The 23,846-nt window shown below is 50.4% G+C and carries 26 protein-coding genes; 14 read left to right on the top strand and 12 right to left on the bottom strand.

All coding sequences use genetic code 11. The annotated features are described in order from the left end of the window. Positions 1-96 precede the first annotated feature (96 nt). Positions 97-1,005, bottom strand: coding sequence for a 16S rRNA (cytidine(1402)-2'-O)-methyltransferase (gene rsmI / locus ACO0LB_RS14095; protein WP_423050089.1), 909 nt, complete (start codon positions 1,003-1,005; stop codon positions 97-99). 38 nt (positions 1,006-1,043) lie between these two features. On the opposite strand from rsmI, the gene ACO0LB_RS14090 reads away from it, so the two are divergent. From ACO0LB_RS14090 to ACO0LB_RS14070, 5 genes are all read left to right on the top strand, one after another. Continuing rightward, positions 1,044-1,430, top strand: a complete 387-nt coding sequence (locus ACO0LB_RS14090) for a YraN family protein (RefSeq protein ID WP_423050087.1) — start codon at positions 1,044-1,046, stop codon at positions 1,428-1,430. A 77-nt stretch (positions 1,431-1,507) separates the two neighbouring features. Then, complete coding sequence (locus tag ACO0LB_RS14085; RefSeq protein ID WP_423050085.1) at positions 1,508-2,104, top strand: phosphoheptose isomerase; 597 nt, start codon at positions 1,508-1,510, stop codon at positions 2,102-2,104. After that, a complete protein-coding gene (locus ACO0LB_RS14080) occupies positions 2,097-2,759 on the top strand; it encodes a BON domain-containing protein (protein WP_423050083.1) in 663 nt (220 codons plus the stop codon). The genes ACO0LB_RS14085 and ACO0LB_RS14080 overlap by 8 nt, the downstream gene beginning before the upstream one ends. Positions 2,760-2,818: 59 nt before the next feature. Next, positions 2,819-3,409 carry a LemA family protein gene (locus tag ACO0LB_RS14075; protein WP_423050081.1) on the top strand — a complete coding sequence of 197 codons (591 nt, stop codon included), beginning with the start codon at positions 2,819-2,821 and terminating at the stop codon, positions 3,407-3,409. A gap of 27 nt (positions 3,410-3,436) precedes the next feature. After that, on the top strand, positions 3,437-5,563 hold the full coding sequence (locus tag ACO0LB_RS14070) for a M48 family metallopeptidase (protein ID WP_423050079.1): 2,127 nt from the start codon (positions 3,437-3,439) through the stop codon (positions 5,561-5,563). 72 nt (positions 5,564-5,635) lie between these two features. On the opposite strand, the gene ACO0LB_RS14065 is transcribed toward ACO0LB_RS14070, so the two are convergent. From ACO0LB_RS14065 to ACO0LB_RS14045, 5 genes are read right to left on the bottom strand one after another with little or no spacing between them, the layout of a single operon-like run. Next, on the bottom strand, positions 5,636-6,061 hold the full coding sequence (locus ACO0LB_RS14065) for a BLUF domain-containing protein (RefSeq protein WP_423050077.1): 426 nt from the start codon (positions 6,059-6,061) through the stop codon (positions 5,636-5,638). A gap of 18 nt (positions 6,062-6,079) precedes the next feature. Next, a complete protein-coding gene (gene folE, locus ACO0LB_RS14060; protein ID WP_423050075.1) occupies positions 6,080-6,787 on the bottom strand; it encodes a GTP cyclohydrolase I in 708 nt (235 codons plus the stop codon). Between the two features lie 51 nt (positions 6,788-6,838). Then, positions 6,839-7,069, bottom strand: a complete 231-nt coding sequence (locus ACO0LB_RS14055) for a cysteine-rich CWC family protein (RefSeq protein WP_423050073.1) — start codon at positions 7,067-7,069, stop codon at positions 6,839-6,841. Continuing rightward, positions 7,066-7,290 (bottom strand): zf-HC2 domain-containing protein, encoded by a 225-nt coding sequence (locus tag ACO0LB_RS14050; protein WP_423050071.1) that lies wholly within the window; start codon positions 7,288-7,290, stop codon positions 7,066-7,068. Before ACO0LB_RS14050 ends, ACO0LB_RS14055 begins: the two co-directional genes overlap by 4 nt. Before the next feature lie 54 nt (positions 7,291-7,344). Further along, entirely contained in the window at positions 7,345-7,911 is a 567-nt protein-coding gene (locus ACO0LB_RS14045; protein ID WP_423050069.1) for a sigma-70 family RNA polymerase sigma factor, read from the bottom strand. A gap of 99 nt (positions 7,912-8,010) precedes the next feature. Here ACO0LB_RS14045 and argB point away from each other — a divergent pair, with 99 nt between their 5' ends. The 3 genes from argB to slmA all read left to right on the top strand — a co-directional run bounded on the left by argB (position 8,011) and on the right by slmA (position 10,463). Next, positions 8,011-8,934, top strand: coding sequence for an acetylglutamate kinase (argB, locus tag ACO0LB_RS14040; RefSeq protein WP_423050067.1), 924 nt, complete (start codon positions 8,011-8,013; stop codon positions 8,932-8,934). Position 8,935: 1 nt separating this feature from the next. Further along, the gene (locus ACO0LB_RS14035) at positions 8,936-9,730 is read left to right on the top strand and encodes a pyrimidine 5'-nucleotidase (RefSeq protein ID WP_423050065.1); all 795 of its coding nucleotides are present in this window, start codon (positions 8,936-8,938) and stop codon (positions 9,728-9,730) included. Positions 9,731-9,887: 157 nt separating this feature from the next. Continuing rightward, complete coding sequence (gene slmA, locus ACO0LB_RS14030) at positions 9,888-10,463, top strand: nucleoid occlusion factor SlmA (RefSeq protein ID WP_423050063.1); 576 nt, start codon at positions 9,888-9,890, stop codon at positions 10,461-10,463. A gap of 68 nt (positions 10,464-10,531) precedes the next feature. Here the strand turns inward: slmA and ACO0LB_RS14025 are convergent, their stop codons facing one another. Next, positions 10,532-11,827, bottom strand: coding sequence for a diguanylate cyclase domain-containing protein (locus tag ACO0LB_RS14025; protein ID WP_423050060.1), 1,296 nt, complete (start codon positions 11,825-11,827; stop codon positions 10,532-10,534). A 308-nt stretch (positions 11,828-12,135) separates the two neighbouring features. Here ACO0LB_RS14025 and ACO0LB_RS14020 point away from each other — a divergent pair, with 308 nt between their 5' ends. Further along, positions 12,136-14,103 (top strand): chorismate-binding protein, encoded by a 1,968-nt coding sequence (locus ACO0LB_RS14020; RefSeq protein ID WP_423050058.1) that lies wholly within the window; start codon positions 12,136-12,138, stop codon positions 14,101-14,103. Between the two features lie 72 nt (positions 14,104-14,175). On the opposite strand, the gene ACO0LB_RS14015 is transcribed toward ACO0LB_RS14020, so the two are convergent. The 3 genes from ACO0LB_RS14015 to ACO0LB_RS14005 form a co-directional block, all read right to left on the bottom strand. Then, positions 14,176-15,021 (bottom strand): putative DNA-binding domain-containing protein, encoded by an 846-nt coding sequence (locus tag ACO0LB_RS14015; protein ID WP_423050056.1) that lies wholly within the window; start codon positions 15,019-15,021, stop codon positions 14,176-14,178. Continuing rightward, positions 15,018-15,869 (bottom strand): DUF692 domain-containing protein, encoded by an 852-nt coding sequence (locus tag ACO0LB_RS14010; RefSeq protein ID WP_423050054.1) that lies wholly within the window; start codon positions 15,867-15,869, stop codon positions 15,018-15,020. Before ACO0LB_RS14010 ends, ACO0LB_RS14015 begins: the two co-directional genes overlap by 4 nt. Positions 15,870-15,972: 103 nt before the next feature. Continuing rightward, the gene (locus tag ACO0LB_RS14005; RefSeq protein ID WP_423050052.1) at positions 15,973-16,239 is read right to left on the bottom strand and encodes a hypothetical protein; all 267 of its coding nucleotides are present in this window, start codon (positions 16,237-16,239) and stop codon (positions 15,973-15,975) included. Positions 16,240-16,788: 549 nt separating this feature from the next. Here ACO0LB_RS14005 and ACO0LB_RS14000 point away from each other — a divergent pair. The 5 genes from ACO0LB_RS14000 to ACO0LB_RS13980 all read left to right on the top strand — a co-directional run bounded on the left by ACO0LB_RS14000 (position 16,789) and on the right by ACO0LB_RS13980 (position 22,198). Beyond that, complete coding sequence (locus tag ACO0LB_RS14000) at positions 16,789-17,952, top strand: ABC transporter substrate-binding protein (RefSeq protein WP_423050050.1); 1,164 nt, start codon at positions 16,789-16,791, stop codon at positions 17,950-17,952. Positions 17,953-18,148: 196 nt separating this feature from the next. Beyond that, entirely contained in the window at positions 18,149-19,204 is a 1,056-nt protein-coding gene (locus ACO0LB_RS13995; RefSeq protein ID WP_423050048.1) for a branched-chain amino acid ABC transporter permease, read from the top strand. Beyond that, positions 19,204-21,021 carry an ABC transporter permease subunit gene (locus ACO0LB_RS13990; RefSeq protein ID WP_423050046.1) on the top strand — a complete coding sequence of 606 codons (1,818 nt, stop codon included), beginning with the start codon at positions 19,204-19,206 and terminating at the stop codon, positions 21,019-21,021. The genes ACO0LB_RS13995 and ACO0LB_RS13990 overlap by 1 nt, the downstream gene beginning before the upstream one ends. Then, positions 21,021-21,779, top strand: a complete 759-nt coding sequence (locus ACO0LB_RS13985; RefSeq protein ID WP_423050044.1) for an ABC transporter ATP-binding protein — start codon at positions 21,021-21,023, stop codon at positions 21,777-21,779. Before ACO0LB_RS13990 ends, ACO0LB_RS13985 begins: the two co-directional genes overlap by 1 nt. 26 nt (positions 21,780-21,805) lie before the next feature. Then, a complete protein-coding gene (locus ACO0LB_RS13980) occupies positions 21,806-22,198 on the top strand; it encodes a VOC family protein (protein ID WP_423050042.1) in 393 nt (130 codons plus the stop codon). 13 nt (positions 22,199-22,211) lie between these two features. On the opposite strand, the gene ACO0LB_RS13975 is transcribed toward ACO0LB_RS13980, so the two are convergent. Both ACO0LB_RS13975 and ACO0LB_RS13970 read right to left on the bottom strand, forming a co-directional pair. Further along, positions 22,212-23,018: a spermidine synthase gene (locus ACO0LB_RS13975; protein WP_423050040.1), complete on the bottom strand. Its 807-nt coding sequence runs from the start codon at positions 23,016-23,018 to the stop codon at positions 22,212-22,214. Next, on the bottom strand, positions 23,015-23,803 hold the full coding sequence (locus ACO0LB_RS13970) for a HesA/MoeB/ThiF family protein (RefSeq protein WP_423050038.1): 789 nt from the start codon (positions 23,801-23,803) through the stop codon (positions 23,015-23,017). The genes ACO0LB_RS13975 and ACO0LB_RS13970 overlap by 4 nt, the downstream gene beginning before the upstream one ends. Positions 23,804-23,846: the final 43 nt, after the last annotated feature.

Genomic DNA, 23,846 nt, shown 5'->3' with positions numbered 1-23,846 from the left:
TCCGTGCTGCGATTGCGCGATGATCATTGTTAAGTCGTCTTTAACGGTATCTTTCACAGTATCTTCCACGGCATTGTTCACCGCCGTTAAGCGCGTTCAGTCTTCCTGTTTCATCTCCAGTGCCAGCTGATACAAGGCATTTTTCTTCTGGCCAGTCAGTTGTGCTGCTAACGCTGTTGCTTGTTTGACTGAGCACTCTTCCAGCAAAATACTCAGTACACGCCGCGCTTCCAGATCCTGATCTGCCGCTGATTCGGGAGCCGCATCCAGCAAAATAACGTATTCCCCTTTTTCTCTGTGCGCATCGCTTTGCAGCCAGGCAGGTGCATCTTTCAGCGGGCAACGGTGGATTTCTTCAAACAGTTTCGTCACTTCCCTTGCCAGCACAATCTGGCGATCCGAGCCAAATATGTCCAGCAGCGCCTGTACGCTATCGACGATACGATGCGGTGCTTCGTAAAAAATCAAAGTAGCACTGACGTGTTGCAAGGAGCGCAGTGCGCTGTCACGCTGTCCGGCTTTGGCCGGCAGAAACCCGACAAAGTAAAACTGGTCATGAATCAGACCACTGGCAGATAAGGCGCTGATGGCGGCAGAAGCGCCAGGCAGTGGCGATACCGGTAACCCTGCCCGTTTGATCGCATCCACGATTTTTGCTCCGGGGTCAGAAACACCCGGCGTTCCTGCATCGGAGACCAGTGCAATACGTTCGCCAGCTTGCAGACGTTGCAGGATTTTTTCTGCCACTTCGCGCTCATTATGCTGATGCGCAGCAATCAATGGCTTGCTGATACCATAGCGGCTCAGCAATTGCGATGTATTACGGGTATCTTCACAGGCAATCGCGTCTGCCAGTGACAGCAAATGCAAAGCGCGTAATGTGATGTCGGCGACATTTCCTATCGGCGTGCCGACTACATATAATGTGCCTGCAGGATAATTTTGCCGGGTGACTGCATCAACGATGGTGGTGCTGGCAAACAGCGGCGCTTCAGTATGGCTCATGCGCTCATCCTCATTTAATCAAACCAAGATTGTACGACATGAGAAGCTTGCCAAGCCCCTTGCCTTCAGCGCAAGACAAACGCACTGCCCGCAGAAAAGCCGGAGATGAAGGTGAAGCCAGAGCGCTCGCGCATCTGCAACAAGCCGGACTACGCCTGCTACGCAGCAATTTTTTGTGCCAGGGCGGAGAAATTGATCTGATCATGCAAGACGGTGACAGCATCGTTTTTGTTGAAGTCAGACGCCGCACATCCATGCGGTTTGGCGGTGCGATTGCCAGCGTCACACCTGCCAAACAAAGAAAAATGGTACATGCTGCCCAGGTTTTTTTAATGACGCTCAACACCCAGCCCGCTTGCCGTTTTGATCTGGTAGCGATCGAATCTGATACGTTGCACTGGTTACAAAACGTGATTGTTGCTTAAGCAGAATTCATGCATGCATCTTGTTCTGATGGATGAAATGCGTTCTTATCACCAGCCTGCCGTATAATCCCAACACTATGACAAATCAACGCATACTGGCGCACTTCCATGAAAGTGCCGAATTAAAGATACAGGCCGCTCAGGAACTGGCACAGCCTATCGCTGAAGCGGTGGAGCTGATGTTTCACGCGCTCTCAAATGGCAACAAGATTCTGGCGTGTGGTAACGGCGGCTCTGCTGCCGATTGCCAGCATTTTGCCGCAGAGCTTGTGGGCCGTTTTGAGCGTGAACGTCTGCCTTTGCCTGCGATGGCCTTAACGACAGATACTTCCATACTGACGGCGGTCGCGAACGACTACAGTTTTCAGGAGGTATTTTCCAAGCAGGTACAGGCATTCGGGCAATCGGGCGATATTTTGCTGGCATTGTCCACATCCGGTAACTCTGCCAGTGTAGTCAATGCGGTGAATGCCGCGCTGGAAAGGGATATGCGGGTGGTGGCGCTGACCGGTAAGGGGGGCGGCGAAATCAGGAATTTGCTGAGCGATATCGACGTGCATATTTGTGTGCCGCACGATCGTACCGCGAGGATTCAGGAGGTGCATTTATTGACCATCCATTGTATTTGTGACGGTATTGATGCCGCTTTATTTGGAGGTGATGCAGATGAATAAACAAGCCTGGAACCGGTTTTTCCGGCCAGTAGCCACAGTCAGCCTGTGTTGTGCTGCGGTGATGAGTTTGCAGGGATGTGTCGAACTGGCAGTCGGAAGCGCCGTGGTTGGCTCTATCGCTGCAACAGACCGCCGTACTTTTGGTGCACAGACGGAAGACAAAGCGATTGCGCTCAAGGGCGAGAACAGACTATCCCGCGCATTGGGCGATGCTGCGCATATTAATGTGAATGCATTTAACCGCCGTGCTTTGCTGACTGGCGAAGTGGCGAATGAAGAGTCCAGACAGACTGCTGAGCGTGAAGTCCGTGCAATTGATGGCGTGGTTGCTGTCAGTAATGAAATTCAGATTGCAGGCCTGTCCAATTTTTCTGCACGTTCCAATGATGCGTTGATCACGACTAAGGTCAAGGCCTCGTTCGTCGACAGCAAAGATGTGTATGCCAGTGCTTTCAAGGTTGTGACCGAGGCCGGTACTGTGTATCTGATGGGACGCGTGACTCAGAGTGAGGGTAATCGCGCAGCCGAAGTCGCCAGTGGTGTCAGCGGTGTACGTAAAGTAGTCAAAGTGTTTGAATACATCAGCGAAGCAGAACTCAAAGCTTATCAGGCAGAATTTTTGGCTTCACCTGATAAATCAGAAACAAGTAAATAAGTCACTCACCACGATAACCGGCGATATTCTCGTCGGTTTTCTTTTTGTACGGAGAAATTATGCTTGCATTGATAGTCTTGTTAGTCATCATCGCGATGATCGTGTTCTGGGTGATTGGTGTCTACAATCGTCTGGTCAGTTTGCGTAACCGTTTCAAGAATGCGTTTTCTCAGATCGATGTCCAGTTAAAGCGTCGGTATGATCTGATTCCGAATCTGGTGGAAGTCGCCAAAGGCTACATGAAGCATGAACGCGAGACGCTCGAAGCCGTGATCGCCGCACGTAATCAGGCATTGACTGCCAATACCAGAGTCGCCACCGATCCGTCTGATGCCGCTGCGGTACAGCAACTGGCGGCTGCCGAAGGAACGCTGACTTCTTCGCTTGGTAAAATGTTTGCACTCTCAGAATCCTATCCTGATCTGAAGGCAAATGAAAACATGGTGCAACTGACCGAAGAACTGACCGCGACTGAAAACAAGATTGCGTTTGCCCGTCAGGCGTATAACGACAGCGTCATGCAGTACAACACGGGGATTGAACAATTTCCCGGTTCCTTGATTGCCAATAACTTCGGTTTTAAAGCGGGAGAATTATTGCAGGCAACCGAATCGGCGGAAGAGCGCAAGGCCGTTAAAGTGTCATTCTGATTTCACGACCAGATACCCGAAGTCCGTATGGATTTTTTTGAGCAACAGGATCAGGCGCATCGCCAGAGCAAAAAATTACTTTTTTTGTTTTTTCTGGCGGTACTGGCGATTGTGATCGCGGTGAATGTCAGCCTGGCTGTAGTCTGGTTATGGGCCACCGGAGGCTTTCGTGCTGGTGTTGCCCATACCTATCCGCATGGATTTTTTTTCATCAATACCGGCGTGGTGTTGTTGTTTATTGCAGGCGGAACTTTATTTGAAATTGTCCGTTTGCGTGATGGCGGTGACGTCGTGGCGCAGATGGCTGGCGGTCGGCTCGTGATGCCTGCGTCGGCAGATTTCCATGAACGTCGCCTGTTGAATATCGTCGAAGAAATGGCACTGGCTTCCGGCATTGCCTGTCCGCGTGTTTATATCATGGACAGGGAAGAAGCGATTAACGCATTTGCAGCTGGTTATCATCAAAATGAAGCTGTGGTGGCAGTCACCCGTGGCACGCTGGCGCGTCTGACACGGGACGAGTTGCAAGGTGTGGTCGGCCATGAATTCAGCCATATTCTGAATGGCGATATGTGTATGAATATCAAGCTGATCGGGATTTTGTTCGGCATACAGATGATTGCCGGTTTCGGTCAGGAACTGATGTACTGGAGCTCACAATTTGGTAGTTCACGTGGTCGCAACGACAAGGGGCCTTCGATACAGTTGGTGATGTTCGTTGTGGGCGCGATTTTATTTGTTGTGGGTTATGTCGGTATTTTCTTTGGTCGTCTGATCAAATCTGCCGTGTCGCGTCAGCGCGAATTTTTGGCAGATGCCAGCTCGGTACAATTTACCCGTAATCCGGATGGCATCGGTGGTGCGCTGCGCAAGATTGGCGGATTGACCCGCGTGAATGACTGCGGGTCACGGATTGATCATCCGCGTGCTGAACAGTTATCGCATATGTTTCTTGGAGCAGCCCGTCCGAATCTGCTTGACGGTTTGTTTGCGACGCATCCTCCTCTGGAAGAGCGTTTGCAGCGTGTGTATGGACATCAGGTTGGATTTTTAGATGCCGACGAAATTATTGAACCTGTTGCGCCAGAAGATATGCCGCCACCGGGTATGTATGGTTTTGGTGCCAGAAACGTTCTCGCGGCTCAGCAGGCCCGGGCAGCAAAAGGCGGTAGCACTGTTGCAGGCGGAGTGACTACGGGCGCGGCAGTGACCGGATTCGGGCATCATGCAATGACAGCAGATCAGTCTGCTGTGAATACGTCTGCTGCCACATTGCCGTCTTCAGTTGCAGTGATTAATGGTCTTGGTGCTGATATCACCGGAAATATTACAAGCAATATCATAGAGAACACAGCAGCTGGCGCCAGTTTTCACCGCAAGGCTGCTACGCCGCTGAACGCCTCGTTGATACAGGCCGCACGCGAGCCGCAATCTGCTTGTGCGCTGGTATACGCTTTATTGCTTGATCGCAGTCAGAGTGAACCTTATGTACTGCAGATGAATTTACTCCGGCAGCAGGCAGCGACGTTGAGTGGGTTGGCAGAGTCCTTGTTATCTGATATTGACCGTATGCAAAGTCGTGCACGTCTGCCTTTGCTGGATCTGGCGATGCCTGCGCTCAGACAGCTGTCAGCGAGTGAGAAGGCGCAGTTATTATCACTCGCGCATCAGTTGATTGCCGCTGATCAGCGTATGACACAGACAGAATTTGTACTGCAAACCGTTCTTGAGCGTCGGCTGGGTATGAACGCCGGACGCGCTGTTCCTGTCCGCTATGGCAGTGTGGCTGAGTTGAAACCACAAACCTGCCTGTTGCTATCATTGGTGGCACATCATCATCAGGATCAGGCTGCGACCAGTGTCGCCTTTGAGCGCGCAGCATTGCTGCTGCCAGACCTGGCGTTAGGAGCTGCAGATTTACAGGCAATTGATAGTGTGGATTTTTTTGATGTCAGAACCGCGCTGGAAAAACTCAATCAACTGGCGCCTTTGGCAAAGCCGTTTCTGATCAAAGCACTGCTGTCGGCGGCTGCGCGTGCACCGGATATACATATCGATGACGACTGCGCCGATTTGTTACGTGGTATCTGCGCTGCCATTGATGCTCCCTTACCGGAGCCGCTGACCGCCGTGTATGCCACGGCGCATGCTTAAAATGGCGTGACTATTAGTAACAGTAACTCATTCGCAGCTCATCAGGTTAATGACGTTTGCCCGCGCTGATGTTCAGGTTCTGCCAACGATGGAAGCCGTCGCCATCAGTTCATCAATGAGTGCCAGCAACATTTTTCCGGACATTTTGTGTGGATTCAGTTCTGGTAATGGTGAGTATTTCAGCAAAATGGATGGATTGATCCTGCTCATGTTTGCCTGTCCCATTGTCCAGCAGGCATAGCGTCTTTCTACGATTTCTTCGTAATCCAGCAAAATCACATCCTTGTGACGCGTATCCCGCAAGATGTGGCCATACAAGGCATTGACGGCATCCCGGCCACCTTCGAGAACTTGCATGAAGACGGTATCCGTATGGCAAAGTACACCGGTAATGCCGTTTCCCGGGTTGTGCAGGCGGGATTGCTGCATGACAGAATGCACGGTGTCTGCAATTTTTTCATCAACAGCGCGGCTGGCGTACAGGAGGCGAACTAACATGGTGTATTCCTGTTCAGGTTAACGTTTAATCAGGGACAAAAATTCACGGCGCAGGTTCGGGTCTTTCAGAAACGAGCCATGCATCACGCTGTTGATCATTTTTGCGCCGGTATCTTTGACACCGCGCCAGTGCATGCAAAAGTGATCGGCTTCCATCACAACAGCCAATCCATCCGGTTGCATTTTTTCTTGCAGGGTATCTGCCAGTTGTACTACGGCTTCTTCCTGAATCTGTGGCCTACTCATGATCCATTCGGCAATCCGGGCATATTTGGACAGACCAATCAGATTGGAGTGTTCATTGGGCATGACACCGATCCAGACTTTGCCCATGATAGGACACAAGTGATGCGAACAGGCGCTGCGGACAGTGATCGGGCCAATGATCATCAGTTCGTTCAGATGCGATGCATTTGGAAATTCCGTCACCGGTGGCATGGGGACATAGCGTCCGTTGAATACTTCATTGATGAACATTTTGGCGACACGTCGCCCGGTATCCTGGGTGTTGTGGTCACTGCTGGTATCGATCACCAGACTTTCCAGGACAGCACGCAATTTTTCTTCGACTTCTGCCTGTAATTCCTGCAGTTCTCCAGGTTCGATAAAGCCGGAGATATTGTCATTGGCATGAAAACGGGTATTGCTGGCAGTGATGCGTTCACGAATGCGTTGAGAGACGGGGATATTAACCGCTTTATAAGCGAGAGATGTTTCGTTAGACATGCAGATTTCCTATCAGGAAGGCCGATTACCGAGAACGGTATGGTAACTGAATTAGCTGGATGGCGTTTTTTTTGCTGATTGTTCTGCTTTCCATAGCGGCAGGCAGGTCGGGCAGAAGCAACTTGCCTGTTGATTTTCCTGTGAGCCTGCCTCTGAAGCAGATTGGTCTGTTGACAGCAATGCAGAATCGACTGGCGGTAAGGCAGCACACCAGCATGGTTGATTGGTGCAGTCAGCCATAGCGCAGGTAAAAAGGGTCTTGCAGCGTGGACAAATGCTCATGATTTTTCCTGAGGTTGGGTTTGCACATCTGCAGAAAAACGATGCATAGCGGCGCGCAGAAAGCGCATCTGATGATTAAAATTAGTGCACGCCTTACACATGGATAAATGTACTTTCAGGCGTGAGCGCTCGCCCAGGCTCAGTTGCTTGTCCATTCCTTCTGACACCAGCGCATGCGCTTGTTTGCAGGTAATTAGTAGTCGCATATCTTGTTCTTTCATCAGTACGCAGCGTAGTGCTGCTCAGTACCTTTCTTATCCTCAGGCATCAGCTGGTTATTTGTTGCCAAACCAGTTCAGATCCAGGCATTCCCGTAAGCGCAAACGCGCACGGTATAACACTACCCATAGATTAGACGTTGTCAGACTCAATTCCTTACAGATTTCTTCTGTCTCCAATTCCAGCCATTCCCGCATCATAAAAACACGGGCAGTTTTTTCTGGTAAATGCTCAAGACAAATTTCCAGTACCCGAAAAAAATCCTTTTGTTGCAGCGTTTGCTCAGGTGCCCCCCAGGCTGCGGGGACATTGACGGTATGACCATTCGCCTGAAACAGACTGTCAATCAAATCAGCATCGGATTCATCGTCGTTGGTGTTCAGCTGGGTTTCTTTTTTGAGTGAGCGCAGATGATCGATGATTTTGAATTTCAGGATACCTGTGACATAAGTCCGCAAACTGGAGTTGCCCGCAAAACTGTCTGGTTTTTCCAGTACGGCCAGCAGCGCTTCTTGTACCGCATCTTCTGCCGCTGATTCTTGTCGTAGTTGTAAAAATGCAAATCGTAGCAGGCTCGGTCGCATGCTTTCGAGTTGTTGATGCAGATCGTTGAACACGGTCATCAATTTCCAGACTCAATAGGTGAGGGTTTCAAGGCATAATCCTGTAAAATTCGGGTTAACCGAAACAACCCTTCATGATACCTTCAGGATACCGTCATTATGAGCGATTTCAGCGCAAACGAAGCAGCAAACGAAGATAAATTAGCCGGTGTCGAACCCGTCATTAAAGCCGAAATTCTGGCTGAAGCATTGCCTTACATCCGCAAGTTTCATGGTAAAACGATTGTCGTTAAATACGGTGGTAATGCCATGACAGAAGAGCGTCTGAAGCATGGTTTTGCCCGCGACGTCATTTTGCTGAAACTGGTCGGCATGAATCCTGTTGTGGTGCATGGCGGTGGCCCGCAAATTGACAATGCGCTCAAAAAAATGGGCAAGCAGGGCACATTTGTGCAAGGTATGCGTATCACGGACGATGAAACCATGGAAGTGGTTGAGTGGGTACTCGGTGGTGAAGTGCAACAGGATATCGTCATGCTGATCAATCACTACGGTGGTCAGGCAGTGGGTCTGACTGGTAAAGATGGTGGCTTGATCCGTGCTCGTAAAATGATGATGCCTGATCGTGAAAATCCAGGCGAGATGCTTGATATCGGCTTTGTTGGTGAAATCGATGCGATTAATCCCGCGGTCGTTAAGGCTTTGCAGGACGATGCGTTCATTCCTATCATTTCTCCTATCGGCTTCGGTGAAGATGGTCAGGCGTATAACATCAATGCCGATCTGGTGGCAGGTAAAATTGCCGAAATCCTGAAAGCTGAAAAACTGATCATGATGACTAATATCCCTGGCGTGCTCGATAAGCAGGGTAATCTGGTGACCGATCTGTCAGCACGTGAGATTGATGAAATGTTTGCCGATGGGACAATTTCTGGTGGCATGCTGCCGAAAATTTCTTCCGCGCTGGATGCGGCCAAATCCGGCGTCAACACAGTTCACATCATTGATGGTCGTATCGAGCATTCGCTGTTGCTGGAAGTGCTGACCGAGCAGGCATTCGGCACGATGATCCGCAGCCATTAATATGCTTCGTCGTCTGCGCGGCAAGTCAGCGCCGTGTTTGGCATCTGCCGGATACAGCAGGATTAGCATCAGATCGGATCGCACTCAAGCTAAGAGCAAGACTTCGCCTCTGTGGTTGTTTGATCTGGACAATACCCTGCACAATGCGTCGCATGCGATATTTCCGGCGATCAACCGCAATATGAATGCGTATCTGGCAAAGGTGTTAGGTGACGGTATAACGCCTGCCGATGCGCAGACAGTCAACGAGATCAGGTTGCAATACTATGTGCGCTATGGCGCCACGATGTTGGGTATGGTCAGACATCACGGCGTGCGGGCAGAAGATTTTCTGCATGAAGCACATCGGTTTATTGATTTGCCTTCCATGATTCGTGCCGAGCACGGCTTGAAGAATTTGTTGCGTCGTCTGCCGGGTAAAAAAATACTACTGACCAATGCGCCGCGACAGTATTCGCGGCATGTACTGCGTCATCTTGACCTGCACCGGCATTTTGACGCACACATTGCAATAGAGACGATGCGCGTGCATGGACAGATGCAACCAAAACCATCGCGCCCGTTTTTGCGTAAATTATTGCAGCAATACCGGATCAACGCTCAACGCTGTATTCTGGTCGAAGATAGTCTGGATAATTTGCGCGCAGCAAAACGCGAAGGTTTAAAAACGGTTTTGGTGCACGGATATACTCCTCTTGCACAGCGTAAAAAAAATGCGGCATGTGTTGATGTGACAGTAAAATCCGTATTGCAGCTGACAAATTATTATCATCGCCTATGCGGATTGCCCCGTTGAATGGTGCTGAATCTGGCAAGCTGATTGCATGGGCATCAGTGCTGCAATGGTTTCTGCAACCTATGCTGAAATAAATTTCAACATAGGTTGCAACATAAGTACGGCAATATTTTGCGGCAATATTTTTCCTTCATTCCCTTACCGATACAACATAAAAATGGCAAGTACCAAACCCGGCGAGCGCAAATTACAAATACTTCAGACGCTCGCGGCGATGCTGGAAAATCCGAAAGGAGAAAAAATCACGACTGCCGCGCTGGCGGCCAGAGTCAGTGTTTCTGAGGCGGCTCTTTACCGTCATTTCGCCAGTAAGGCACAGATGTTCGAAGGGTTGATTGAGTTTATCGAGACATCGATTTTTGGCCTGATTAATCAGATCAGTGATCAGCAGGAAGATGGTTTGATGCAGGCGCAGTCTGTTCTTCAGATGCTGCTGGAGTTTGCCGAGCGTAATCCCGGTATGACTCGTGTTCTGATCGGTGATGTACTGGTTAACGAGGACGAACGCTTGCAGCTACGCATGAATCAGTTGGCAGAACGTCTGGAAATGGCTTTCCGTCAATCGTTGCGTATTGCTGCCAGTCAGGGACATTTTATTGAAAGTGATGTGCAGGCACGTGCTGCCTTGTTATGCAGTTTTGTACTCGGCCGCTGGTTGCGCTTTGCCAAAACCGGCTTCAAACAGTTGCCGACAGAGCAGGCCGTAGCGCAGATTGCGGTATTGCTGCGCTGACAGCGACAGATCGCTTATTTCTCGGTGTATTTTCTCAACGTCTTACGATGCATGGCGACGTATTGCGCTCATTGTTCTGTGTCGCCATGCATGGCTTCATCATATAAGCGCCAGGTATTGCGTCCGCCTGCTTTCGCTGCTTTCAATGCCAGATCCGCATACTTCAAAAACAGACGCTGATTCTGTGCATGCAGCGGGCAGCACGCAATCCCGATACTGGCGGTGACGGTGACTTCTTTCCCACGCAAGATGACAGGCTGTTGTATGGTGTCGATCAGCCTTTCCGCCAGAGTGGTGACGGTCTCCAGATCGCCCGCCTGAGGCAGTATCGCAGCAAATTCATCGGCATCAACGCGGCATAAGGTATCGGTCGTACGCAACGCCGCGCATAGTCGGTTGGCCATGATGGTCAGTACCAGATCGCCGGCATCATAATCAAAATTTCTGTTTAATGCCCGGAAATGGTCTAGGTCGATAAACATCAGTGCCACCATCTGATGATGACTGATGGCTTCTTCCATGCTGCTCGTGATCAACTGATGAAAATAATAGCGATTCGGTAATTTGGTCAGGCTGTCGTGGTTTTCCAGTATGGCGATGTGGCTGTCAGCTTCACGTAGTGCACGCGTTTCGCTTTGCATGTCGCTTTCCCAAGCTTCCATTCTGGCCAGCATCAGGTTGAAATGCATGATCAGGTTACCGAGTTCATGTTGCTTGTCCTGCGCGGCACGCAGGCTGTAATCGCCAAGGGTTGCGACTCGTTCAGCGACCGTGGACAGCGCCAGCACCGGTGTCAGCGCTCGCAATTGCTTGCGTGTCAGCCTTTGTGCAGCGATTGTGGCAATGATGACAGTCGCCATCAGGCCGGATAACAGCATCAGCAGGGCATGGCGACATACGGAGCCGGTACTGATTTGCACCAATAGTTTTCCTTCGGTATTCGTGCTGCTGACGATCGGTGTTTCGGCATTCAATTGCCACCGTTGTAATGTGATCTGCGTATTTTTGACGAGCGGTGAGCTGGCAATATGTTCGGTGCTGACCAGTTGGCCTTCAGATTTCCATGCCAGTATCGCTTTACCGTTTTTATCAAAGACCGTGATGCCTAGTAACTCTGGCGCATGGATGGCGTTCAGCACTACATTTTGCATGCCACGAATATTATTTGTTTGCAGGCTGTCGGCGATATTGTTCGCCAGCGTGATGGTCTTGTAGTGCAGATCGCTACGCATGTTTTTTTGTGTCAGATACACTGACAGCGACAGGCTCAACAACAGGAGCGACAATAATGCTGCAGCACAGATCGCCAGATTATGGCGAAAAAACTGCCTTGTCAGTGGCAGATCGTGTATCGTTTTTTCCATCTATCATCCTGAAACATATCAATGTTCTTACATCGCTGAATCGCTTGGTATTGCTGGCTATTGCTGGTTATTGCTTGTATGGTCTTCGGTTGTCGTGTTCCGTTCAGTGACGGCGCCCGGAAAACTGGTACAGAATACATACTCGTCAGCAAACTATACCTATTTGTTGTTACGAAGTCATGTAAAAATGCTCTCGTCACAGCGAAGAATGCCAGCATGCTAAGTCCAATTGCTGGTTTCTCAGCAGACGTGCAGCGATTGGCATCTGGGGGTACACTGCCGCCTGTTACATGATTTTGCAGGTTGCCGTGTCCGCTTTTTCCCACATGAATGTCTCTTCGTCTTTTTTCCCCGATGTCAGCGGCGGGTTTGCCTTGCTGGATGATGCTCAGGCGGATGGCGCCGCATCGCGTCTGTATTCCGGCTTGCAACAAGTGCTCCAGTGCGACGATGCCAGTACATGGCAGCAGTTCTGGTCTGAGACTCAGACGGCATTGCAAAAAAACCAATACGCTGTGGCGTTGTTATCGTATGACATTGGGGTACATCTTCAGGGCATACCAACTGACCCAGATTTATCTGCCTCGGCAGCAACACAGCCTTCTCAGATTCTGATCTTCCGCGATTGCCAGCATCTGCAGCGCGAAGATGTCACCCGGTTTCTGGCGCAACAAACTAACGTTACCGATGTCGCTGGCGTGGCGCAGCTTCGCTCCAATATTGATGAGCCCGCATTTTCTGCCGCTATCCATACCATCCGCGATTACATTACCGCGGGTGACACCTATCAGGTGAATTACACATACCGGCTGCATTTCGATGCCTACGGATCCCCTGCTGCGCTTTACCAGCGTTTGCGTCAGCGCCAGCCAGTGCCTTATGGTGCACTGATTTGTTTGCCACATGGCGAAGCCGTATTATCGATGTCGCCAGAACTCTTTGTACGCCATTATCGGGGACATTTACAGGCCAGACCGATGAAAGGTACGGCAGCCGCGACTGGTGATGCGGTGCAGGATCAGTCAAGAGCAACGGCCTTATCTGCCGATACCAAAAATCGTGCTGAAAATCTGATGATCGTTGATTTGCTCCGTAATGACCTCGGGAAAATCGCGACAACAGGCTCGGTCAAGGTTTCGCAATTGTTTGAGGTGACCCGTTACTCCAGTGTATTGCAGATGACATCCACGATTGATGCGCAGTTGCAGCCACAACTGGCACTGCCGGACATTTTGCATGCCTTGTTTCCCTGTGGCTCGATCACCGGCGCACCCAAACGCAGAACCATGGAAATCATTCAGGAACTGGAACCAGAGCCACGCGGCTTATACACCGGAGCGATAGGCTGGTTTGATCCGCCAGCTGATCATGTCGATGCAGAAGTTGTGACAGAAAATGCCGCAGAATCAATCCCGGCCATCCCAGTAGCCCCATCAGTGCGAGCAGCCATCGGTGATTTTTGTCTGTCGGTTCCCATCCGCACATTACAACTGGAAGCGCCATCAACACGGGATGGCAGCCAGATACGGCGAGGTGTGATGGGTGTAGGCGCCGGAATTGTGTATGACAGTGTCGCCAGTGAAGAATTTGCCGAATGCCGGTTGAAAGCAAAATTCCTGACGGGTTTACCTGCCCAGTTTGACTTATTTGAAACCATGCATGCCACACGCGAAGTAGGGTGCCGCTATCTGGATAGGCATTTGTTGCGTCTGCAGACATCCGCCAGATACTTTGGCTTTGTTGTTGATGAGCAGCAGATACGCCAGACTTTGCAACAGTTCTGCCATGATTTACCGCCACAGACCGCATACCGCTTGCGTCTGTCACTTGATGTGGAAGGAAAAACTAGTCTCAGTAGCGGCGTGCTGCTGCCATTAGCGGCTACTCAGATGCGGGTGCTGCTGTCATCTGAAACGACACAAAGCGATACTTTGTTACTGCGCCACAAGACCAGCGTACGCAGTCAATATGATCGTGCCTGGCAAGCCGCAGAACAGCAAGGCGCGTTTGATATGCTGTTTTTCAATGAGACCGGTCATTTGACTGAGGGCGGACGTAGTAATGTCTTGCTGCGATTTGGCAAACAGTGGCTGACACCACCTTTAAGTGATGGCGTTTTGCCTGGCGTAATGCGTTCCGTTTTGATGGACGACGCAGCATTGGGTTTGCGTGAGCAACATCTGACACGTCGTGATGTGTTGCAGGCCGACCAGATTTTGCTGTGCAATTCTTTGCGTGGAGCTTTCACGGTGACGTTGCAAGACCAGGCTTCGTGAATCAGTCTCATCAGCAAGCTTCATAAATAAGCTTCACAAATAAGTCTCAGAAATAAGCCTCACGCATCAATCCTACCCGATGATGTTGCCACCTGATTGATCCGATATATGCTGAATCTGGCTCAGCATTTCCTGTGTAATCCAGGTTTGCAACCAGGCGCCCAGGTGAGCAGCAGATTCCGGGAACTGTTCGCTGACGGCGACGCAGGTTGCTGCAAAAGAGTACCCAGCAACGATCGCTTGTAAAGCCTGAGCTTCATCGGGGTTCAGGGAGCGGAATTGTGGTTGCTGCTGTTTCCGCCAGATGTGCCAGATGACGGGTGCGGTGTTTTGCAAAGGTTCTGGTGGATATTCGTCTGCAGTCAGCGCCAGCCAGATGGCGACGCAATTCCAGTCCATACGCAGGAAATGATTCGATTGCTGGCAGACAAAACCTGCTGTTTCCCAGTCTTCCGCCTGTAAGTTGCCCAAGTCAGCCAGTGTCAATACGGGTTGATCAGCTGCATCGAATGCCAGACTTAATGTCCACTCAAACGTCGCTAATTCAGCAACCAGTGGAATGTCCGCACAATAGCTGCGCAGGAAATCAGGAAAGTCGCTGCCATACCAGCGCAGGTTGCGATGCCGGGAAGAATGCGCCGCAATATACGCTGTGCAGGCTGCAAAAAACAGATCATCACCCAGATAACGATGTGTTTTGTCGAATGCTTCGGATAAGGCATCACGCAGACGCAAACGATAGGCCTGATAGTAAATATCCAGCCGTGTCTGGCCAGATATGTCTGCTGTCTTCGTTGTTTTCTTTGTTTCAGCGATGAAAGGCAAGACGCTGTCAGCATCTTGCTGACCCAGAATAAATTCCTGAAAGTGCTGTTGCAACTGATCTAATGAATCTACTCGCTTTGGTGGTAAGTTCATTCCACGTACCCCGCTGTTGCTGGAAAAATGCCAGCGGCAATCCGTCGTGCGATATTCAGTTCCGCCACCAGTTCAGCTAATGGTGGAATATTGTCGTCACGTTCTATCATGCTGGCGACCGGGCCAAAGCGCCGTAAAGCATGGGCATACAGTTCCCAGACCGGATCGGCCACCGGATGATCGTGGGTATCGATAATATGCGTGCCGTGATGGTGGTGTCCTGCCAGATGAATTTGCTGCACGCGTTCTACAGGAATACCTGCCAGATAGGCAAAGGGATCAAAGCCATGATTGACGCTGCTGACATAGACGTTATTCACATCCAGCAAAATCAGGCTGTCGGACTCTTCGGCAACTGCGGTCACAAATTCCCACTCGGTCATCTGATCACTACTGAAAGACAGATAGCTGGAGACATTTTCCAGTACCAGTGGTCGTTCCAGTACATCCTGAACCCGGCGAATGTTGTTGACCATGACCTTGACGGCTTCTTCTGTGTAAGGAAGCGGAAACAGATCATGCATATTGGTGCCGTGTACGCCGGTCCAGCATAAATGATCGGACACCCATAAAGGTTGTACGCGTCGTATCAGTGTTTTGAGTTCACTGAGGTACGCATCAGAGGGACCCTCTGCAGAACCAATCGACATAGAAACACCGTGCATCACCATAGGATAATCGGCACGGATGGCATCAAGCATCGCCAACGGTTTTCCGCCTGGCACCATATAGTTTTCAGACAGAATTTCAAACCAGTCCACCGCCGGAGCTTGCTCCAGAACAGCGTGATAGTGATCAGTGCGTAAGCCCAGTCCAAAGCCTGGAGAAGCAAGTGCAGTCGTGGTCATGAAATCAGAAATAGAGGCCAGGAAATAATGTCACGTTGACCGCAGGCGCAACGTGACATCAGCAAAGATTGGAGCAGATCGACGTCGACGACGTTGAAAGAATTTATTTCAGATCAATGATCTTGCCGCCTTTTGCCAGACATTCGCCCGCTTTGGATGCAACGAAGCCATGGCCTTTGCAGGAATTCTGGCCTTTGCAGGCATTTTCAGCAGTTTTACAGTCGCTGGTGCCTTTGCAGCTATTGACGCCTGCGCAGTGGACAGTATCTGCTGCACTGATAGTTGTGGTTGCTGCGAAAGAAGCACCAGACAGTGCCATGGCAGCCGCTGCTGCGGCGATCATTGCGCCAGTGTGAATAGCTTGTTTCATATTTGTTCTCCAAAAATAAGAAAGTGAAAAATAGTCTGGGTTCGTTCGGGTCAGCTTGCCGCGGTGTTTTGAAACAGATTCTGGTGTTTTCCGATTGAACTTATGCATCTGTCGTTGGAATTTCAGGTTCCTTACATAAAAACAAAAAAATTAACAACAAAGATGAGAGAGGGATAAAAAAGCAGAGTTTGCGGAAGGAGGAGTTGCCGATTTACTTTATTTCCCGGAGGCTGTTGTGCGGCGCTGTGACATTCAGCCACAAATAAAGAAATTTCATCTGAAGCTGAAAACAGGATAGTTAAAAAGTCAGGTTTTGCAACAAAAACCAACCCAGGCAATCAGAAAAATCGTGCTTTGTTGCGCTAAAAGAAGCAATATTGATCAGGCTGATAATGTGTGAAATTGTTGCGATGATGGCGAAAACTGCCATCAAAATGACTTGCCCATGTTGTGCCGCCGCAAACTACAGGTTACACTGAAAAAAATTAACCGACCAAGCGGTCGAGAAATAAAAATTTCTTTAAATAAGATGACTCAGGAGACTTAAATATGAAGATTCGATTTGGATTGGCTATCATCCCCGCAATGCTTTCTCTGGTACTGGCGACGAATGCGTCCGCACAGATCAAGGTAGGCGTCAACGTCTCCGCGACAGGTCCGGCTGCTTCGCTGGGTATTCCGGAAAAAAATACTTTTGCGCTGATGCCCAAGGAAATTGCTGGCAAGAAGGTTGAATACATCATTCTGGATGATGCTTCTGACACAACGACCGCTGTCAAAAATGCCCGCAAGATGATTGCCGAAGACAAAATCGACATTCTGATTGGCTCCACGATTACACCTAACTCGCTGGCAATGGTGGACGTAGCGGCAGAAAATGAAATACCGATGATTTCGATGGCGGCATCTGCTGCGATCATTGCGCCGATAGATTCCAAGCGTTTCTGGGTATTTAAAACACCACAAAATGATTCGCATATGTCTACCGCGATCACAGGCCATATGGGCGACACCGGTATCAAAACCGTGGCATTTATTGGTTTTGCAGATGCGTATGGCGAAGGCTGGTACAAGGAATTTTCTAAACTGGCCGAACTGCGTAAGATTAAAATCGTCGCCAATGAACGTTTTGCCCGTAGCGATACATCAGTGACTGGTCAGATCCTGAAAGTCATGGCAACGAATCCGGATGCTGTTTTGATCGCTGGCGCAGGCACACCTGCTGCGTTGCCACAAAAAACACTCAAAGAGCGTGGCTACAAAGGCAAAATTTATCAGACACATGGTGTCGCCAATAACGACTTCCTGCGCGTGTGCGGAAAAGACTGCGAAGGTACCTGGTTACCAGCTGGCCCGTTGCTGGTGGCAGATCAACTGGCGGCAGACAATCCAGTCAAAAAGACGGCATTGAAATATGTGGCCGCATATGAAAAAGCCTATGGCGCTGGCACCGTATCCACATTCGGTGGTCATGCCTGGGATGCTGGTCTGTTGCTCGAAGCAGCGATTACCACTGCAATCAAAAAAGCACAGCCAGGTACAAAAGAATTCCGTGCAGCCTTACGTACTTCTTTAGAAAACATCAATAATCTTGCTGTTTCTCACGGTATCGTCAACATGAGCACGACTGACCATCTGGGTATGGATCAGCGTTCACGCGTCATGGTGCAGATCGTCGGCGGCAAATGGAAACTGGGCGCACAGGCTAACTGAGGCCAGATTTAACAAGGAGGAAGGTCTATTCCCTTCCTCCATTTCCATATCTTTCATGTATCGATGCAATAGTGATCGTCCGGCAGAGATGCTCTCTGCCTGAGACGCTGGCTGTGTCTGCCATTTCTATTTGGCTGGCAGACAACACGTATCGGTAAGTAGTCTGGATTGTTCTTCGCAAGAAAGTTGGGTTTTCATGGATTTATCAATTGCAGCTATCCTCGCACAAGATGGCATCACCAGTGGAGCCATCTATGCGTTACTGGCGCTGGCACTGGTGCTGGTATTTTCTGTCACGCGGATTATTTTTATTCCTCAAGGCGAATTCGTTGCCTTCGGCGCACTGACGCTGGCCGCCTTGCAAACAGGTAAGTTTCCGCATTCAGCCAGTTTGTTGCTGGTGTTCGGTATTCTGAGTCTGATCAAGGAAGTGACCGCGCAACTGCGCGCTAAACAAGTCAGCGCGACGCGCAACAAAGATTTGGCATTAGCGACGATCAGGCTTTTTATTGCTCCTCTGGTTTTATGGCTGTTGGTGCGTAATCTTGGCACGCAGCAAATGCCTTTGTTTGTACAGGTGTTGATGGCACTGGCGATCGTGATACCGATGGGGCCAATGCTGTACCGCCTTGCATATCAACCGTTGGCAGAGGCAAGTACTCTGGTATTGCTGATTGTCTCCGTGGGTGTGCATTTTGCGCTCACAGGGATGGGGCTGGTGATGTTTGGTGCTGAGGGATCGCGTACGACGGCATTTTCTGATGCCAGTTTTCAATTGGGTGCATTGACGATTTCTGGCCAGAGTCTGGTGGTCGTTGGTGTTTCTGCGATTCTGATCGCAACATTGTATTTCTATTTTGAACGTAGTCTGTCAGGCAAAGCGTTGCGGGCAACGGCGGTGAATCGTCTGGGTGCACAGCTGGTGGGTATCGGTACGACGCAAGCGGGTCGTCTGGCGTTCACATTGGCGGCAGCTTTGGGGGCGTTGTGCGGTGTTCTGATTGCGCCAATGACGACCGTGTATTACGACGGTGGTTTTCTGATCGGTCTGAAGGGGTTTGTTGGTGCGATTGTCGGTGGTCTGGTTAGCTATCCGGTGGCAGCAGCGGGTGCTCTGCTCGTGGGTTTACTGGAATCCTATTCCTCGTTCTGGGCCAGTGCCTATAAAGAGGTGATTGTATTCACCCTGATTATTCCTGTGTTGTTATGGCGTTCGCTGAGCAGCACACATAACGACGAGGATGAAGAATAATGAAGTCAGGTTTTAATCTTTGGATGTTGTTCCCGGTTGCTGCTGTATTACTCGTACCGGTGTTGCCCGTGCCAGAATTCTGGATCACGCTGGCTAATTACATTGGTATGTATGCGATTGTTGCATTGGGATTGGTGTTGCTGACCGGTGTCGGTGGTCTGACCTCGTTTGGTCAGGCTGCATTTGTGGGACTCGGTGCTTACTCGTCGGCATATCTGACCACGGCGTTTGGCTATTCACCGTGGCTTGGCTTGCTTGTGGGTCTGTTGCTGACGATGACTGCGGCATTCACCATCGGCATGATCACGATGCGTTTGTCCGGGCATTATCTGCCGCTGGGAACCATCGCCTGGGGCTTATCGTTGTTCTTCCTGTTCGGCAATCTGGAATTCCTCGGAAAATACGATGGCCTGAATGGCATCCCCTCCATTGCGATTCTGGGTTACAAACTCGATACCGGTCGCAGCATGTATGTGCTGATCTGGGTGATTTTGTTATTGTCTGTCGTCGCGGTGCAGAATCTGTTGCAATCGCGTCCGGGCAGAGCAATCCGTGCTCTGAAAGGTGGCGGGGTGATGGCCGAAGCAATGGGGGTGAATACCGCCCGGATGAAGGTCATTATTTTTGTGATTGCTGCCATGTTGGCGAGTGTCTCCGGTTGGTTGTACGCGCACTTGCAGCGCGCAGTGAACCCGACGCCATTTGGCCTGAACGCCGGTATCGAATATCTGTTTATGGCTGTTGTGGGTGGCGCCGGGCATGTATGGGGCGCCTTGCTGGGGTCGGCATTACTGACGCTGTTGAAAGATAAATTGCAGTCTATCTTGCCTGCCTTGTTGGGATCCGATGGTAACTTTGAGGTAATTGTCTTTGGTGTATTGCTGGTGTTGTTGCTCCAGAATGCACGTGATGGTGTCTGGCCTTATTTCTCACGTCTGATGAACGCTTTGTTTGGTCGCTGGTTGCCACACAATGCAGGCATACAAGTACCGGCTGGCGCAGCAGCGTTGCCGACACGGCAAAAACCACCCGCCAATACCGTGATTCTGGAAGTCGATAAAGCACGTAAGCAGTTTGGTGGGTTGGTTGCTGTTAATGATATGCAATTCAAGGTCAGTTCTGGTCAGATTGTTGGTTTGATCGGTCCGAACGGCGCGGGTAAATCCACGATGTTCAATCTCGTGACGGGTGTGTTGCCACTGACCGCAGGAGCGATCCGGTTTTATCGGGATGGTCAGTTGCAGCCGATTAATAACCTGCCTTCGCGGGAGATTGTCAGACTGGGCATTGGCCGGACTTTTCAGCATGTACGTTTACTGGCCAGTATGACGGTACTCGAAAATGTGGCGATTGGCGCACATCTGCGAGCCAAAGGCGGTGATGTCGGTGAGGTGTTGTCGAGCATTCTGCGTCGTGACAGCAGCATAGAACATTCCCTGCTGGCCGAAGCCAAATACCAATTAGAGCGCGTAGGCCTTGGTCATCTGCTGCATGAAGAAGCCGGTAGTCTGGCGCTGGGACAGCAGCGTATTCTGGAAATCGCCCGCGCTTTGTGCTGTGATCCAAGCCTGTTGTTGCTGGACGAGCCAGCGGCGGGTTTGCGTTACAAGGAAAAGCAGGAACTTGCTGATCTCTTGCGCAAGCTGCGGGCAGAAGGCATGAGCGTGCTGCTGGTAGAACACGATATGGATTTTGTGATGAACCTGACTGATCAGCTCGTGGTCATGGAATTTGGCACGAAGATTGCCGAAGGTTTACCGCAAGAAGTTCAACAACATCCGGCAGTGCTGGAAGCGTATTTGGGTGGGATAGACTGATGACGACACCAACATCAACGACATTACTGCAAACCAGGCAGTTGCAAGTGTTTTATGGGAAGGTCGAAGCGCTGCAAGGTGCCAACATTACCGTTGGTGCCGGGCAGATTGTGACGGTGATCGGCCCCAACGGTGCAGGCAAATCGACGATGCTCAATGCGATTGCAGGCGCTTTGCCGATCAATGGAAGCTCTCAGGGGCAGGTGATACTAGCGGACAAGGAGCTGTCCGGCGTCGCCATCGAAAAACGTGTGGCACAAGGTATGTGTCTGGTTCCTGAAAAGCGTGAATTGTTTTCGACGATGAAAGTGGAAGATAATTTATTGCTCGGCAGTTATCGCCGTTATCAGGCCGGGGAAAAAAATTACGATGATCAATTATCGGTGGTGTATGACTTATTTCCACGTCTGAAAGAGCGTCGTCATCAGGCGGCAGGCACCATGTCTGGTGGTGAAAGGCAAATGCTGGCAGTGGGGCGCGCACTGATGGCCAAACCACAATTGCTGATGCTGGATGAGCCTAGTCTCGGTCTGGCACCGCTGATTGTGAAGGAAATTTTCCATATTATTCAGCGCCTGAAACAAACAGGTGTGGCAATCTTACTGGTGGAGCAAAATGCCCGTGCTGCCTTACAAGTGGCTGATTATGCCTATGTACTCGAAATGGGTGAAATCGCACTTGAGGGCGACGCCGCTGATCTGGCAACTGATCAGCGCGTGATTGATACCTATCTGGGGCTGGCGAAAAAAGCTCATTAAAAGCATAAGCTTCATCAGGGGATGTGATGCTATCTCATGTATTTGTTGGCGTGACGGATTTTCACCGCGCTTTTCACTTTTATTCGGGGGTAATGCCTGAACTGGCATTACAACTCAAATTTTCAGATGAAATCAATTCGTGGGCAGGATGGGTTGCGGTCGATCAGCCTCGACCTCTATTTTTGATCGGCAGACCATTTAATGGAGCTCCAGCTTCGGCCGGAAATGGGCAGATGATTGCATTGCTGGCGTCTGACCGTGCGATGGTCAGACAAGTGTATGCAAAGGCGATACAGTTGGGGGCAACTTGCGAAGGTGCTCCTGGTCTGCGACCGCAATACCATGCCGATTACTACGGTGCTTATTTCCGTGATCTGGATGGAAATAAATTATGCGTCTGTTGTCATATACCGGAATGACAACAGACTGACATTACTGTGCATCGTACATCCATTCTTTCAGTCCGTTAACCCATTTAGCTGCCGGTAATTTCATCTTCAGCCGTATTTCATTGGCACGCGTGTAGAGCACCTCAAAATCGACGACAGGCGCTGCTTTGAACGCGATCACCACGGTATTGGCATCATGTACCAGTGGGAGCCAGACGACCGAATCAAATGCGGTTTCCAGTGCTTCCAGATTGGCGTTGCAATTCGCTTCATAATTTTCCGGATTACCGAACAGATTGACGGTCAGCATACCGTCACTGCTCAGACAATCTGCACAGGCTTGATAAAACTCAGGACTGCTGAGTGCCGGTGCTTCAGCGGCGGCATCATATAAATCGACTTGCATGATGTCAATGGTGCCGTGGCGTGACGGATCATTGACAAATGTCAGCGCATTCATTTCCAGTACCTGCAAACGGGCATCATCCGGTGGCAGTTTAAAGTGTTGATAACAGGCCTTAATCACGTGCGGATTCAGTTCCACGGCAGTCACTTTGGACTGAGGGAAATTCCGGTAGCAGAATTTCGTCAATGCCGCAGCACCCAGACCCAGCTGTACCACATGCCGTGGTTGTTCCTGGAATAGCAACCACATCATCATTTGCTGCACATATTCGAGTTCAATCTGGTCTGGCATCGCCAGACGCATGGAGCCTTGAATCGCCTCCGACGATAAATGCAATGAGCGTACACCCTGGAATTCTGAAATAGAAATGTCTGGAAGCTGATCGGACTGATCAGACTGATTTGCAGCATAAGCCGCGACTTGTTTTTGACTGAGCTGATTCACATGACCTCTGTGCTGGTATGTTGCGCCGTAAGGCCATGCTTCTGGCCACAAACGGAACAGGTCGGATTTTTATTCATACGTATGGATGTCCATTCCATATGCATGGCATCCAGTAATAGCAGGCGACCGCGAAGACTGGTGCCGATGTCCATGATGACTTTCAGTGCCTCGGCTGCCTGCGTGGTGCCGATAATGCCGACCAACGGTGCAAAGACGCCCATCGTTGAGCACAATACTTCCTCAAATTGCTGCTCCGGCGGAAACAGGCAGGCATAGCACGGAGAGTCCGCATGGCGACTGTCAAAGACGCTGATCTGACCATCAAAAGAAATGGCCGCACCAGAAACAAGCGGTACGCCATATTTCACGCAAGCAGCATTCACTGCATGGCGGGTCGTAAAATTATCGCAGCAATCGAGCACAATACTGGCCTGACTGACCAGTTCTTCCAGCCGCTGATGTTCCGCCCGTTCCTGCAAGGCGATCACATGCACTTCCGGATTGATGTGCCCCAGCGTCTGCTGACCTGATAGTACTTTTGGTAATCCTACGCTGTTGGTGGTGTGCAGAATTTGCCGCTGTAAATTGGTCATATCCACGGTGTCGTTATCCACCAATGTGATGGTGCCCACGCCTGCACTGGCAAGATAAAAAGCAGCCGGTGAGCCAAGTCCGCCGGCACCAATGATTAATGCATGTGCGCGGGTGATTTTTTCTTGCCCTTCAATGCCGATCTGATCCAGCAGGATGTGACGTGAGTAGCGCAGGAGTTGTTGGTCGTTCATATGTCGTAAAAAAGGCCGCTGTCGGCGGCCTTGAATCAGAGGG

Origin of the sequence: Undibacterium sp. SXout7W, from assembly GCF_049339385.1 — a bacterium.
Lineage (GTDB): Bacteria > Pseudomonadota > Gammaproteobacteria > Burkholderiales > Burkholderiaceae_D > Undibacterium.
The sequence above is the reverse complement of the archived record's forward strand: the minus strand, read 5'-3'. Positions and strand labels throughout refer to the sequence as shown.

What these genes read in the sequence shown, in the direction of transcription:
- ACO0LB_RS14045 (WP_423050069.1), bottom strand. Translation starts at nt 7,911, where the DNA reads ATGACCGTGTTCAACGATCTGCATCAACAACTCGAAAGCATGCGACCG.
- ACO0LB_RS14085 (WP_423050085.1), top strand. Translation starts at nt 1,508, where the DNA reads ATGACAAATCAACGCATACTGGCGCACTTCCATGAAAGTGCCGAATTA.
- argB (WP_423050067.1), top strand. Translation starts at nt 8,011, where the DNA reads ATGAGCGATTTCAGCGCAAACGAAGCAGCAAACGAAGATAAATTAGCC.
- ACO0LB_RS13980 (WP_423050042.1), top strand. Translation starts at nt 21,806, where the DNA reads ATGCTATCTCATGTATTTGTTGGCGTGACGGATTTTCACCGCGCTTTT.
- ACO0LB_RS14080 (WP_423050083.1), top strand. Translation starts at nt 2,097, where the DNA reads ATGAATAAACAAGCCTGGAACCGGTTTTTCCGGCCAGTAGCCACAGTC.
- ACO0LB_RS14035 (WP_423050065.1), top strand. Translation starts at nt 8,936, where the DNA reads ATGCTTCGTCGTCTGCGCGGCAAGTCAGCGCCGTGTTTGGCATCTGCC.
- ACO0LB_RS14000 (WP_423050050.1), top strand. Translation starts at nt 16,789, where the DNA reads ATGAAGATTCGATTTGGATTGGCTATCATCCCCGCAATGCTTTCTCTG.
- ACO0LB_RS13995 (WP_423050048.1), top strand. Translation starts at nt 18,149, where the DNA reads ATGGATTTATCAATTGCAGCTATCCTCGCACAAGATGGCATCACCAGT.
- ACO0LB_RS14075 (WP_423050081.1), top strand. Translation starts at nt 2,819, where the DNA reads ATGCTTGCATTGATAGTCTTGTTAGTCATCATCGCGATGATCGTGTTC.
- folE (WP_423050075.1), bottom strand. Translation starts at nt 6,787, where the DNA reads ATGTCTAACGAAACATCTCTCGCTTATAAAGCGGTTAATATCCCCGTC.
- ACO0LB_RS14010 (WP_423050054.1), bottom strand. Translation starts at nt 15,869, where the DNA reads ATGACCACGACTGCACTTGCTTCTCCAGGCTTTGGACTGGGCTTACGC.
- ACO0LB_RS13990 (WP_423050046.1), top strand. Translation starts at nt 19,204, where the DNA reads ATGAAGTCAGGTTTTAATCTTTGGATGTTGTTCCCGGTTGCTGCTGTA.
- ACO0LB_RS14090 (WP_423050087.1), top strand. Translation starts at nt 1,044, where the DNA reads ATGAGAAGCTTGCCAAGCCCCTTGCCTTCAGCGCAAGACAAACGCACT.
- ACO0LB_RS14065 (WP_423050077.1), bottom strand. Translation starts at nt 6,061, where the DNA reads ATGTTAGTTCGCCTCCTGTACGCCAGCCGCGCTGTTGATGAAAAAATT.
- ACO0LB_RS14050 (WP_423050071.1), bottom strand. Translation starts at nt 7,290, where the DNA reads ATGAAAGAACAAGATATGCGACTACTAATTACCTGCAAACAAGCGCAT.
- ACO0LB_RS14070 (WP_423050079.1), top strand. Translation starts at nt 3,437, where the DNA reads ATGGATTTTTTTGAGCAACAGGATCAGGCGCATCGCCAGAGCAAAAAA.
- ACO0LB_RS14025 (WP_423050060.1), bottom strand. Translation starts at nt 11,827, where the DNA reads ATGGAAAAAACGATACACGATCTGCCACTGACAAGGCAGTTTTTTCGC.
- ACO0LB_RS14005 (WP_423050052.1), bottom strand. Translation starts at nt 16,239, where the DNA reads ATGAAACAAGCTATTCACACTGGCGCAATGATCGCCGCAGCAGCGGCT.
- rsmI (WP_423050089.1), bottom strand. Translation starts at nt 1,005, where the DNA reads ATGAGCCATACTGAAGCGCCGCTGTTTGCCAGCACCACCATCGTTGAT.
- ACO0LB_RS13970 (WP_423050038.1), bottom strand. Translation starts at nt 23,803, where the DNA reads ATGAACGACCAACAACTCCTGCGCTACTCACGTCACATCCTGCTGGAT.
- ACO0LB_RS14055 (WP_423050073.1), bottom strand. Translation starts at nt 7,069, where the DNA reads ATGAGCATTTGTCCACGCTGCAAGACCCTTTTTACCTGCGCTATGGCT.
- slmA (WP_423050063.1), top strand. Translation starts at nt 9,888, where the DNA reads ATGGCAAGTACCAAACCCGGCGAGCGCAAATTACAAATACTTCAGACG.
- ACO0LB_RS14015 (WP_423050056.1), bottom strand. Translation starts at nt 15,021, where the DNA reads ATGAACTTACCACCAAAGCGAGTAGATTCATTAGATCAGTTGCAACAG.
- ACO0LB_RS13985 (WP_423050044.1), top strand. Translation starts at nt 21,021, where the DNA reads ATGACGACACCAACATCAACGACATTACTGCAAACCAGGCAGTTGCAA.